The sequence below is a fragment of the Klebsiella sp. P1CD1 genome (assembly GCF_003790505.1).
Classification (GTDB): domain Bacteria; phylum Pseudomonadota; class Gammaproteobacteria; order Enterobacterales; family Enterobacteriaceae; genus Klebsiella; species Klebsiella variicola.
In genome coordinates, this window is the sequence record NZ_CP033631.1 from 5,220,783 (window position 1) to 5,232,894 (window position 12,112).

Annotated in this window: 15 protein-coding genes; 8 read left to right on the plus strand and 7 right to left on the minus strand. The window is 54.7% G+C overall.

Features of this window, described 5'->3' with window-relative positions; all coding sequences use genetic code 11:
* Positions 1-27 precede the first annotated feature (27 nt).
* Together yjeM and epmA are read right to left on the minus strand one after the other, a co-directional pair.
* Positions 28-1,530, minus strand: coding sequence for a glutamate/gamma-aminobutyrate family transporter YjeM (gene yjeM, locus DTA24_RS25800; protein WP_012543119.1), 1,503 nt, complete (start codon positions 1,528-1,530; stop codon positions 28-30).
* Positions 1,531-1,718: 188 nt separating this feature from the next.
* Complete coding sequence (epmA, locus tag DTA24_RS25805; RefSeq protein WP_008807206.1) at positions 1,719-2,696, minus strand: elongation factor P--(R)-beta-lysine ligase; 978 nt, start codon at positions 2,694-2,696, stop codon at positions 1,719-1,721.
* 275 nt (positions 2,697-2,971) lie between these two features.
* Here epmA and frdA point away from each other — a divergent pair, with 275 nt between their 5' ends.
* The 5 genes from frdA (at position 2,972) to DTA24_RS25830 (ending at position 6,912) form a co-directional block, all read left to right on the plus strand.
* Entirely contained in the window at positions 2,972-4,762 is a 1,791-nt protein-coding gene (frdA, locus tag DTA24_RS25810; RefSeq protein WP_023339442.1) for a fumarate reductase (quinol) flavoprotein subunit, read from the plus strand.
* Entirely contained in the window at positions 4,755-5,489 is a 735-nt protein-coding gene (frdB, locus tag DTA24_RS25815) for a fumarate reductase iron-sulfur protein (protein WP_004177729.1), read from the plus strand. The genes frdA and frdB overlap by 8 nt, the downstream gene beginning before the upstream one ends.
* 10 nt (positions 5,490-5,499) lie before the next feature.
* On the plus strand, positions 5,500-5,895 hold the full coding sequence (frdC, locus tag DTA24_RS25820; RefSeq protein ID WP_023339441.1) for a fumarate reductase subunit FrdC: 396 nt from the start codon (positions 5,500-5,502) through the stop codon (positions 5,893-5,895).
* Between the two features lie 10 nt (positions 5,896-5,905).
* On the plus strand, positions 5,906-6,265 hold the full coding sequence (gene frdD / locus DTA24_RS25825; protein ID WP_002885526.1) for a fumarate reductase subunit FrdD: 360 nt from the start codon (positions 5,906-5,908) through the stop codon (positions 6,263-6,265).
* A gap of 113 nt (positions 6,266-6,378) precedes the next feature.
* Positions 6,379-6,912 carry a lipocalin family protein gene (locus DTA24_RS25830; RefSeq protein ID WP_012969121.1) on the plus strand — a complete coding sequence of 178 codons (534 nt, stop codon included), beginning with the start codon at positions 6,379-6,381 and terminating at the stop codon, positions 6,910-6,912.
* Here the strand turns inward: DTA24_RS25830 and sugE are convergent.
* The 4 genes from sugE to efp form a co-directional block, all read right to left on the minus strand.
* Entirely contained in the window at positions 6,909-7,226 is a 318-nt protein-coding gene (sugE, locus tag DTA24_RS25835) for a quaternary ammonium compound efflux SMR transporter SugE (protein WP_008807209.1), read from the minus strand. The genes DTA24_RS25830 and sugE overlap by 4 nt on opposite strands.
* Before the next feature lie 142 nt (positions 7,227-7,368).
* The gene (gene ecnB / locus DTA24_RS25840) at positions 7,369-7,515 is read right to left on the minus strand and encodes a lipoprotein toxin entericidin B (protein WP_004206423.1); all 147 of its coding nucleotides are present in this window, start codon (positions 7,513-7,515) and stop codon (positions 7,369-7,371) included.
* A gap of 158 nt (positions 7,516-7,673) precedes the next feature.
* A complete protein-coding gene (locus tag DTA24_RS25845; protein WP_002885511.1) occupies positions 7,674-7,805 on the minus strand; it encodes an entericidin A/B family lipoprotein in 132 nt (43 codons plus the stop codon).
* 73 nt (positions 7,806-7,878) lie between these two features.
* On the minus strand, positions 7,879-8,445 hold the full coding sequence (gene efp / locus DTA24_RS25850; RefSeq protein ID WP_002885506.1) for an elongation factor P: 567 nt from the start codon (positions 8,443-8,445) through the stop codon (positions 7,879-7,881).
* Positions 8,446-8,486: 41 nt separating this feature from the next.
* Between efp and epmB the strand changes: the two genes are divergently transcribed.
* Complete coding sequence (gene epmB / locus DTA24_RS25855) at positions 8,487-9,515, plus strand: EF-P beta-lysylation protein EpmB (protein WP_008807210.1); 1,029 nt, start codon at positions 8,487-8,489, stop codon at positions 9,513-9,515.
* 132 nt (positions 9,516-9,647) lie between these two features.
* Here the strand turns inward: epmB and DTA24_RS25860 are convergent, their stop codons facing one another.
* Entirely contained in the window at positions 9,648-10,292 is a 645-nt protein-coding gene (locus tag DTA24_RS25860; RefSeq protein WP_023296918.1) for a winged helix-turn-helix domain-containing protein, read from the minus strand.
* Between the two features lie 478 nt (positions 10,293-10,770).
* Here DTA24_RS25860 and DTA24_RS25865 point away from each other — a divergent pair, with 478 nt between their 5' ends.
* The gene (locus DTA24_RS25865) at positions 10,771-11,334 is read left to right on the plus strand and encodes a fimbrial protein (protein WP_016160141.1); all 564 of its coding nucleotides are present in this window, start codon (positions 10,771-10,773) and stop codon (positions 11,332-11,334) included.
* 58 nt (positions 11,335-11,392) lie between these two features.
* Entirely contained in the window at positions 11,393-12,079 is a 687-nt protein-coding gene (locus DTA24_RS25870; protein ID WP_016160140.1) for a molecular chaperone, read from the plus strand.
* Positions 12,080-12,112: the final 33 nt, after the last annotated feature.

A 12,112-nucleotide genomic window follows, 5' to 3' on the forward strand; every position in this document is an offset into this window, starting at 1 on the left:
GCCCGGCTGCACCGCCGGGCAGGTTCTTTAACTCTCCATCACCAGCGCGCCGGACGCCATGCGCCGACGGTAGCTTTCGTAGATCCCCAGCGCCAGCAGTGAGAAGAAGATCGGTCCACCGACCATCCACAGGGTACTGTTCCAGTCCCCGCTGTCGATGACGGGTTGGATAATGGTGAAGATATTGGCGAAAGTCACCACCAGCAACACCACGCCGGTCGCCAGCAGCGTCGACGAACGGTTTTTGAAAATCACGAACGGTCGGTCAAGATGCGTTTTCGCCTTGAAGAACGGGAAGGCGATGGTCAGGAATAGATAGGGCAAGGTCATGGAGACATTGGCCATCAGCGTCAGCTTGTTATAAAACGCCGAAGCGCTATCCCCACCGAACGATACCAGTACGATAAACACCCCGACCAGCAGACACTGCAGCCACATCGCCGCGGCGGGCATGCCGTTGACGTTGAGACGGGTCATCACCGACGGCCAGAGCGCTTTTGGCGTGCCCTGGATAATCGCTTTCAGGGGAGAATAGCTGAGGGTGAAGAACGCGCCGGTGTAAGCGAGAAACATCGACAGGCCGGTAATACGGGCGAACCAGACTCCGGTCAGGGCCGCCGACTCTGGCGTCAGGTGCAGAGCCTGGCCGAGCGTCGTCCCAAGGCTGGTCATCAGCACATAGGTGATGTTGCCGAGGTTGGTCGAACGCGCGCCAAGCACCTGCTGCCAGTTGGCGCTCACGCCCCACAGCACAATCGCCAGCGAGTAACCGACCGAGATAACGATCGCCGCGATGATAATACCTTTGGCAAAGTTCTTTTCCGGCTTATCAGTCTTATCCACTAAGCCGCCGACCGCCTCAATTCCGCCATAGGCAAAGATGGCAAATACCACAAACGACAGCATCGCCATGCCCGACTGATACCCGGGATTAGGTGAAAGGGTGAAGTTTAACGGTTGGGCGAAATGGCCGCCGTTGAGCAGGAGGATCGCCCCACTCACCAGCAGTAGCACCAGGTTAAGCCCCATCACCGCGATGCCGCCGACGGCGGTGATTTTGGCGATTTTATTGATCCCTTTGACGGCAATAAAGGTCACGACACCCATCCAGCAGGCTGCCAGAATGCCCACCGTCTGCGTCGGGGTCAGGCTAGCCAGCGCCCAGGTCTGGGTTTTGTCCGCGCCAAACAAAAAGGTGGATAACGGCACCCAAATTTTAGCCGCCGTACTCACCATCCACACCACGTACGACGCAAACCACATAAAGGTGCCGATGAAAGCAAAGCGCGGCCCGACGCTGTGGTTCATCCAGGAATAGATCCCGCCCTCTTCGCGACGATAAGCCGATCCCATCTCCGCCATCATCAGCGCGAACGGAATAAAGAAAAAGAGGGCGGAAAAAAGATAAAACGGCATCGCGCTGTAGCCCATCAGATAAAACGCCGACGGGCTGTTGGCAAAGCCAAACACCGAAGTGAAGATCATCAGAATCAGCCCAATCAGGCTCATCTTCTTGAATTGTTGATGCATAAATCTATCCAAACGTGGGCATCACCCAACAGGCAACGCCTGGCCTCAAAAAATGAGCGCGGATAGTAGCAAAAGCACGGAAGGAGATTGTGGGTATTCGGGCGAAAACCGGGATAGCGTGAGGGAGGATCGGTCAGGGCGGGTCTGTCACCTCCCCCGCTCTAAGGCGGCAGGAGGTGACAGCGCCATCAGGCGCGGTCGACCGTAAAGGCGATCACCTCGCCGATGCTTTCGGCACCCAGCGCCAGCATCACCACACGGTCAACGCCCAGCGCCACGCCGGAGCAGTCCGGCAGGCCCGCCTCTAGTGCCGCCAGCAGGTTGTTATCGATAGGCTGCTGCGGAAGGCCGCGCGCGGCGCGTTTGCGGTTGTCCTGCTCGAATCGCAGACGCTGTTCGCGGGCATCGGTCAGCTCGTGGAAACCATTCGCCAGCTCAATACCTTTGTAGTAAACCTCGAAGCGCTCAGCGACCCGATGATCTTCCGGGCTGATCTGCGCTAACGAGGCCTGGGTGGCCGGGAAATGATAGATAAACGTCGGCCGATCTTTACCGATGTGCGGCTCCACGCCCATGGTGAACAACAGTTGCAGCAGCGTGTCGCGATCTTCTTCAGTATCGGCGATATTGCTTAAATCCAGCTTCGCCGCGACTTCACGCAACTGCGTTTTATCAGCAGAGAGCGGATCAATATCCAGATGACGCTGGAACGCCTGCTGATAGGAGAGGCTTTCCGCTGGCTGACACTCCAGAACCTGCTGCAGCAGGTCGTCCACCTCGTTGATCAGGCGATACATGTCATAGCACGGACGATACCACTCCAGCATGGTGAATTCCGGGTTGTGATGCCGGCCCATCTCTTCATTACGAAAGCTGCGACACAACTGGAAAACCGGACCGCAGCCCGCCGCCAGCAGGCGCTTCATATGGTATTCCGGACTGGTCATCAGGTACAAATTGAGTCCCTGTGAATGGCCCGGGCCGACGAAACGGGTTTCGAACGGGAACAAATGAATATCCGTTACCGTCGCCTGACTCATGCAAGGCGTCTCCACCTCCAGCACGCCGCGATCGGTAAAGAAACGGCGGATTTCCGCCATCACCGCCGCGCGTTTCAACAGATTGGGAATGGGTGCGCTCGGCTGCCAGGTTGCCGTCTCGCTCATGGTACTTTCTCCGATTGCAAATTAAGGGCACGAAGTCTACTCGCAACCGGCGAGTGAAACAAATTTTGTGCAATCCCCGGCAGATTACATGCCATTAATCTATCGTTAACCTGAATGCATAAATATCACTGATAAATAACCGCACATATCGATAAAAAAATCGAACACGTCAATTTTCCTTACTGACCCTACGGCTATACTCCTGTACCTATAAAGGAGCAGTGATACTTTTTCGCCAGCCCGGCGGCGAAATACACTAAAACTGGAGGAATGTCGTGCAAACTTTTCAAGCCGATCTCGCCGTAATTGGTGCTGGCGGAGCAGGCCTACGCGCCGCTATCGCCGCCGCCCAGGCCAACCCCAATGCCAAAATCGCCCTGATTTCTAAAGTCTATCCGATGCGCAGCCATACGGTCGCTGCAGAAGGGGGGTCCGCAGCCGTTGCCCAGGATCACGATAGCTTTGAGTATCATTTTCACGACACCGTCGCCGGAGGCGACTGGCTGTGCGAGCAGGATGTCGTCGACTATTTCGTTCATCACTGCCCAACGGAAATGACCCAGCTGGAACAGTGGGGATGCCCGTGGAGCCGCCGCCCCGACGGCAGCATTAACGTCCGGCGCTTCGGTGGGATGAAAATCGAACGCACCTGGTTTGCCGCCGATAAAACCGGCTTCCACATGCTGCATACTCTCTTCCAGACCTCCCTTCAGTTTCCCCAAATTCAGCGCTTTGATGAACATTTCGTCCTTGACCTGCTGGTCGATGACGGGCAGGCCCGCGGCCTGGTGGCGATGAATATGATGGAAGGCACCCTGGTGCAGATCCGCGCTAACGCGGTCGTGCTGGCTACCGGCGGCGCCGGGCGCGTCTATCGTTACAACACCAACGGCGGCATCGTTACTGGTGATGGTATGGGTATGGCGCTGGGCCATGGCGTGCCGCTGCGCGATATGGAATTTGTTCAGTATCACCCGACCGGCCTGCCGGGCTCCGGGATCCTGATGACCGAAGGCTGCCGCGGTGAAGGCGGGATTCTGGTCAACAAAAACGGCTATCGCTACCTGCAGGATTACGGCATGGGTCCGGAAACCCCGCTCGGCGAACCGAAGAACAAATATATGGAGCTGGGTCCACGCGACAAAGTGTCCCAGGCCTTCTGGCACGAATGGCGGAAAGGGAACACCATCCCGACGCCGCGTGGTGACGTGGTCTATCTCGATCTCCGCCACCTCGGCGAGAAAAAGCTGCTGGAGCGCCTGCCGTTTATCTGTGAGCTGGCGAAAGCCTATGTCGGCGTCGATCCGGTGAAAGAGCCGATTCCAGTCCGCCCGACCGCGCACTACACCATGGGCGGTATCGAAACCGATCAGCAGTGCGAAACCCGGATCAAAGGGCTGTTTGCCGTGGGCGAATGCTCGTCCGTCGGTCTGCACGGCGCCAACCGTCTGGGTTCCAACTCGCTGGCCGAGCTGGTGGTCTTCGGCCGCCTGGCCGGGGAACAGGCTATGCAGCGCGCCGCACAGACGACTGAGGCAAATAGTGCCGCACTGGATGCACAGGCCGCCGATGTAGAGCAACGGCTGAAAAATCTCGTTAACCAGGAAGGTAACGAAAACTGGGCGAAAATCCGCGACGAAATGGGGCTGTCGATGGAGGAAGGCTGCGGCATCTACCGTACGCCGGAGCTGATGCAGAAAACTATCGATAAGCTGGCTGAGCTGCAGGAGCGCTTCAAGCGCGTGCGCATTACCGACAACTCCAGCGTGTTCAACACCGACCTGCTGTACACCATTGAACTGGGACACGGCCTGAACGTTGCCGAATGTATGGCGCACTCGGCCATCGCCCGAAAAGAATCGCGCGGTGCGCACCAGCGTCTGGATGAGGGCTGTACCGAGCGCGACGACGTCAACTTCCTCAAGCACACCCTCGCCTTCCGCGAGGCCGATGGCACCACCCGTCTGGAATATGGCGACGTGAAGATCACCACGCTGCCACCGGCAAAACGTGTCTATGGCGCCGAAGCGGAAGCGGCTGAGAAGAAGGAGACCACCCATGGCTGAGATGAAAAACCTGAAAGTCGAAGTGGTGCGCTACAACCCGGAGGTCGACACCGCACCGCATAGCGCATTCTATGACGTGCCCTATGATGAGCAGACCTCGCTGCTGGACGCCCTGGGCTACATCAAAGACAACCTGGCGCCAGACCTGAGCTACCGCTGGTCCTGCCGGATGGCGATCTGCGGCTCCTGCGGCATGATGGTCAACAAAGTGCCGAAGCTGGCCTGCAAAACGTTCCTGCGCGATTACACCAAAGGCATCAAAGTTGAGGCGCTGGCCAACTTCCCGATCGAACGCGATCTGGTGGTGGATATGACCCACTTTATCGAAAGTCTGGAGGCCATTAAGCCGTATATCATCGGCAATAACCGCACGCCGGACCAGGGGCCAAACAAGCAGACGCCAGCCCAGATGGCCAAATACCATCAGTTCTCCGGCTGCATCAACTGCGGGCTGTGCTATGCCGCCTGCCCGCAGTTCGGCCTGAATCCGGAATTTATCGGCCCGGCGGCGATCACCCTCGCCCACCGCTACAACGAAGACAGCCGCGACCACGGCAAAAAGGAACGTATGGCGCAGCTTAACGGCCAGAACGGCGTCTGGACCTGTACTTTCGTGGGCTACTGCTCGGAAGTGTGTCCGAAGCACGTCGACCCGGCGGCCGCGATCCAGCAGGGCAAGGTGGAAAGCTCGAAAGACTTTCTTATCGCCACCCTGAAACCACGCTAAGGAGTGCATTATGACGACGAAACGCAAACCCTACGTGCGGCCAATGACCTCCACCTGGTGGAAAAAGCTGCCGTTTTATCGCTTCTACATGGTGCGGGAAGGGACAGCGGTACCGACAGTATGGTTTAGCATTGTGCTGATTTACGGGCTGTTTGCCCTCAAGCACGGCGCCGAAAGCTGGGCGGGATATATCGGATTCCTGCAAAACCCGGTGGTGGTGATCCTCAATCTGATTACCCTGGCGGCGGCGCTGCTGCACACCAAAACCTGGTTTGAGCTGGCGCCGAAAGCCGCCAGCGTCATCATCAAAGGCGAAAAAATGGGGCCAGAGCCGGTCATTAAAGGGCTCTGGGTGGTAACGGCGGTGGTCACTGTGGTGATCCTGTTTGTCGCCCTGTTCTGGTAAGGAGGCTGAGATGATTAATCCCAATCCGAAACGTTCCGATGAACCCGTATTCTGGGGGCTGTTTGGCGCAGGCGGCATGTGGGGCGCGATCGTCGCGCCGGTGATGGTGCTGCTGGTCGGCATCTTGCTGCCGCTGGGGCTCGCCCCGGCAGACGCCTTCAGCTATGAGCGCGTGCTGGCTTTTGCCCAAAGCTTTATCGGCCGCGCATTCATCTTTCTGATGATTGTTCTGCCGCTGTGGTGCGGTCTACACCGTATTCACCACGCCATGCACGACCTGAAAATCCATGTACCCAACGGTAAGTGGGTCTTCTACGGCCTGGCGGCAATCCTCAGCGTCATCACCCTCGTTGGCGTACTGTTTATCTGATCCTGCAAGAGCCCGGTCGCATTTCTGCTACCGGGCTCGCTTCATGTAAAAATCTTGCCGCCTTTTCCCTGCTGGACTCTACACTTAGCTTAAAAGCCAGCAAGGAGCATGCCATGCGTATCCTGCCGATAATCACCGCGATTGCCGTCTCGTTCCTGTCTGTCGCCTGCAGCACGCCCACCCCGCCGCCGGGCATCACCGTGGTCAGTCCCTTCGACGTTCAGCGCTATCTGGGTACCTGGTATGAAATCGCCCGCTTTGACCACCCTTTTGAAAGCGGTCTGGAAAAGGTCACGATCGCCTGGCACCCACGCGATGACGGCGGCCTGGACGTGGTCAATAAAGGCTATAACCCCGACCGCGGTATGTGGCAGAAAACGGACGGAGTGGCGTACTTTACCGGGGAGCCCAGCCGCGCCGCGTTGAAGATCTCCTTCTTCGGCCCTTTCTACGGCAGCTATAACGTCATTGCCCTGGATAAGGAGTATCGTTACGCGCTGGTCTGCGGACCCGATCGCGACTATCTCTGGTTACTGGCGCGGGCACCCACCATCGCTCCGGAGGTCAGGCAGCAGATGCTGGATATTGCTACCCGGCAGGGCTTTGATGTCAGCAAACTGATCTGGGTCAATCAGCGCTACAACTAGTGCGCGCTAATCTTCAGGCCAATGATGCCGACCACGATGCAGGCGAGACTGGCGATACGCATAGCGCTGGCGGATTCACCCAACAGCACAATACCGGTCACGGCGGCGCCCACAGCGCCGATTCCGGTCCAGACGGCGTAAGCAGTTCCCACCGGCAGGGTTTTCATCGCCCACGAAAGCAGCGCCATGCTGACGACCATCGCCACGATGGTGATGACGCTGGGAACCAGCCGGCTAAAGCCATGGGTATATTTCAGGCCGACGGCCCATACCACTTCCAGCAGACCAGCGATAAATAAGACTATCCAGGACATAAGGCTCCTTTGCTGGGGCCGTCCCCGGATGAGAAACGCTTACGGGTCGTCCCGTAAGGTGGATGAAAAGTCGCAGTGAGTATATCCAACAGGATGGGGGAAGTGAAGAACGGTACGGCGTAAAACCGTACCGTCGACGGCGTTATTGCTGAGCTTTGGTTGCCGCACCAGAGATTGCGCTGCCGCCTTCTGAAATATCCTGACCCACTCCGCGCGTAGTGTTACAAGCAGTCAGTGCTGAAGAGAGGACCAAAACCGTAAAGAACGCTGCAATCGTTTTTTTCACCATAATGTCATCCTTAGTGTCAGTTTTGTTTTCATGCCCTATAAGCATAGACAAACCGTCCACAGATGAAGGGATCTTTGCGATTTTTAAGAGAAAAGGAATATTCGTGGAGGAAGCTGGCGCGCCAGGAGGCAACCGCCACTAGCAAAACGGAAGGAAATTTAGCTCACGGCGTGAGAGATGGCGTGGCCCAGGCCCTGAATATCTTCACCCACTCCGCGGGCGGTGTTGCAGCCAGCCAGTAACGCGCTGCTCAGAAACAGTAACACCAGAAGTTTTACGCTGCGCTTCATGTCTCGTGTTCGTCGTACCTGTGCGTAAAGAGCGGCGCAGCACGGAGGCTGCGCCAGTCATCATGACGCGAAATTATTTCACGCGGGATACGTATTCGCCAGAGCGAGTATCCACTTTGATCACTTCGCCAATCTGGACGAACAGCGGAACTTTAACCACGGCGCCAGTAGACAGGGTCGCTGGTTTACCGCCAGTACCCGCGGTGTCGCCTTTCAGACCTGGATCGGTTTCAATGATTTCCAGCTCAACGAAGTTCGGCGGGGTGACCGCGATCGGCTGGCCGTTCCACAGGGTCACGATGCACTCAGCCTGATCCAGCAGCCATTTAGCGTTGTCACCGATCGCTTTCGCGTCAGCAGACAGCTGTTCGAAAGTTTCGTTGTTCATGAAGTGCCAGAACTCACCGTCGTTATACAGGTAAGTCAGGTTCATATCGACAACGTCCGCGCCTTCTGCCGAATCGGTAGATTTGAAGGTTTTCTCAACACGGGTGCCAGTCAGCAGGCGGCGCAGTTTAACGCGCGCAAACGCCTGGCCTTTACCTGGTTTAACGAATTCGCTGGCTTCTACCGCATAAGGTTCGCCATCTAACATGATTTTAAGACCAGCACGAAAATCGTTGCTATAGTAAGTCGCCATAAGGCCCTCTGAAATTGTTTAACTGGTAGCTAAGCCACAAAATGGCGCATATTGTAACCCTAAATACCCCATCCAGAGAAGATTGGATAACGCAACTTGCCAATGTTGTGACCAGTCCTGATGAACTGCTGCGTCTTTTAAATGTAGACGCTGATGAAAAACTGCTGGCCGGACGCGAGGCCAGACGCCTGTTCCCGCTGCGCGTCCCGCGCGCGTTTATCGCCCGCATGGAGAAAGGCAACCCTAACGATCCGCTGCTTCGTCAGGTACTTACCGCCGAGGAAGAGTTTATCGTCGCCCCCGGATACTCCACCGATCCGCTGGAAGAACAGCACAGCGTGGTGCCCGGCTTGTTGCACAAATATCACAACCGGGCACTGCTACTGGTGAAAGGCGGTTGTGCGGTAAATTGTCGTTACTGCTTCCGCCGCCACTTCCCATACGCCGAAAATCAGGGCACCAGGCGCAACTGGCAGACGGCAATGGACTACATCGCAGCGCATCCGCAGCTTGATGAAATCATCTTCTCCGGCGGCGACCCGCTGATGGCAAAGGACCATGAGCTTGACTGGCTGATGACCCAGCTGGAAGCTATTCCGCACGTTAAGCGTCTGCGTATTCACAGCCGCCTGCCAATTGTGATCCCGGCGCGCATCACCGAGACGCTGGCCAGCCGCTTCCAGCGTTCGTCGCTGCAGGTAATCCTGGTTAACCACGTCAACCACGCCAATGAAATTGACGATGAGTTCCGCGCGGCGATGGCCATGCTGCGTCAGGCGGGCGTCACGTTGCTCAACCAGAGCGTGCTGCTGCGCGGGGTGAACGACAACGCGCAAACCCTCGCCGACCTCAGCAATGCGCTGTTTGACGCCGGGGTAATGCCCTACTACCTGCACGTGCTGGATCGGGTGCAAGGGGCGGCGCACTTCATGGTTAGCGATGATGAAGCCCGTGAAATCATGCGTGAACTATTGACCCTCATCTCCGGCTACATGGTGCCGAAGCTGGCGCGCGAGATCGGCGGGGAACCCAGCAAGACGCCGCTGGATTTAGGGCTGAAGCAGCGATAAACGTCAGATTCACTTGTCTGCCAGGACGCTCTGGCAGACAAACCATGTGAAGCCATTTCTTGCCAGAGGATTAGGTAAACAGCTATCAGCTGTCAGCTATCGCATTACGTGATAACCCCCTATTGCGACAAGCTAACGGTGAAGCACCACCAGCACCACGATATTAATCACAATCATCACTACAATCAGCGCGATTAACCAGGTGGGCATTTTAAAAGTTACCTGTAATCGTTCCGATTGTTTTCCTGGTATCTCCACTTTATTCTCTATCAACTCATTGCCCTGAATCGCTAAGCTTTCTGTTAATGGAATAACTACGTGATCGTCAGAATGACCTTTTCTCTCGGCAGTAACGTCGGCAACCTTATTATTTTGATAATGCGTTAATGTCGCCCGATTCATATTCTCGCACTCTTCATCAGAGAGAGGGATGATGAGGGTATCTGGCGCGACGCTAAACCCTTTTTGCCTGACGGTGATAATGATATCCGCCGACAGCCCCGCTTTGAGCAATGATTTTCGCAGCAAAGAGATATTTTGATAGAACGTATTTTGTGACACCACCACTCCCCGGGTTTCCCAAACAGCAGCCAGAAATTCATCCCGCGAAATCACTTTACCGCTATTCTGCAAGAGTAACAGCAAGCATCTGGCAGTGGGCGCATTGAGGCTGACACACTCTCCGTCACCTGAAAGCGGCCGCAGCTCATTCATATTTGCATTGAAGATAACTTCATGATTAATCATACACCCATTAAATAACGCAGCGTTATCCATATCCCTGCCCCACGAAAAACCATTATCTATAATAAATTCTAATTGGTTCAGCCAACATGGTCTATGAACATTATCATTTCAAAAAGGAACGAGTTTAGTTCACATTGACCGGCGCCACACAGAATACAGGAGATAAATCAATATGCGACAGTTATCTTGTTTAGCCCCCGCATTTTCAGATTAAATTCACCTCAAATAATGGCAGCATCTCAATCTACTATAAAAGCATTAAATTCAGAGGCATTTCATAAAGAATTCACAAGCATTTTTTGCACCATGCTTTTAAATTACTCCCGCTTTCCCATGGTTCGCTATGGCAAGCGATATGGTAGCGTTGTTCAACAGGATGATTAGTCTCAGCACTATATAAAGGAATGCTGGCGCTTATTTTCAATATCAATGCGAATGCATACTCCATTCCCTTGATAACTGTTATCGACTCTACACAGGACTAAGTATCTATATATGGATTAATTAAATGAAAAAGACAATCGTAGCTGTAATGGTCGCTGCATCTGCAGTGCTGAGTGCTCAGGCAATGGCAACTAACACTGCTCAGGTAACTGTACTGGGTGAAGTCTCTGATGCAGCTAACTCTTGCGTCGTGACTCCGACGGGTACCCTGAACAACGGTATCGTTCAGCTGATCACTGTGACCACTGCGGAAGCAAATGCTGAAGCGGCAGGTACTCTGTTCAAAACTCAGGACTTCGGTTTTAAAGTTACTGACTGCGCACAGGGCAGCGCTAACCCGGTTACTGGCCTGACTGTAAACGTTGCCGGTATCACCTCCAGCGATAAAACCATCCTGGACAACACCGCAGCTGGCGGCGCTACCGGTATCGGTATCGGTATCCAGCGTCTCAGCGATTCCCATCGCGTAGCCTTCGACGGTTCTGACACCATGACCGAAAGCTACTCTGCTACTACCGGTACTCAGCTGAAGTACACCACTGGTTATGTAAAAGTGAACTCTGCTACTCCGGTAACCGAAGGCCCGGTTAAAGGTGTTGCGACCTTTACTATCGATTACACCATCTAATTTTTCCCCAAAGGGCCCCGCTTCACGGCGGGCCCTTTTTTGCATTCAGAGAAAAAACATGTTCAGGACTTTATTAACTTTCACCGCTTCCTGTGCATTACTCCTCAGCAGTATTGCCCATGCCGGTATTGTAGTGGAATCCACCCGCTATCTGTATAAAGAAGGCGCACGTGAAATCACCGCGCAAATAGAAAATAAAGATGATATTCCCTATCTGATTAAATCCTGGGTTGAAGCGCCGGCAGGAAAAGCGCCCTCTTTTATGGCTACACCGCCGCTGTTCCGCCTTGAAGGGAAACAACAGAATACGGTTCGTCTGTTTTCTAACGGAAACGTTAATGCGCCGACCGACCGGGAATCCATGTACTATTTTAACGTCATGGCGATTCCTCCGGCAGATGATGCCAAAGCGAATAACAACACCATTCAACTAGCAGTCCGTCACCGCATGCGTCTGGTCTATCGCCCTAAAGCACTTTTCGACCTCTCCCCTAATACGGAAGCGAAAAAGCTCGAATGGCGAAAATCTGGCACTAAGCTGACGATCAAAAATCCAACGCCCTTTTTCTTCTATTTCCATAGCATCCAGATTGGCAGCAAAGAAGTGAAACCGGAAGTCAACTCGGTCGCCCCGATGACGACTAAAGAAGTGACGTTAAAAGAAAATATTAATGCCTCCAGCATTACCTGGAAAGTTGTCAATGATTATGGCGGAGCTGGGTCGCTCTACTCCTCATCGCTGTAATAAGAATTTATTTTATCATTATAGGGATGTGTC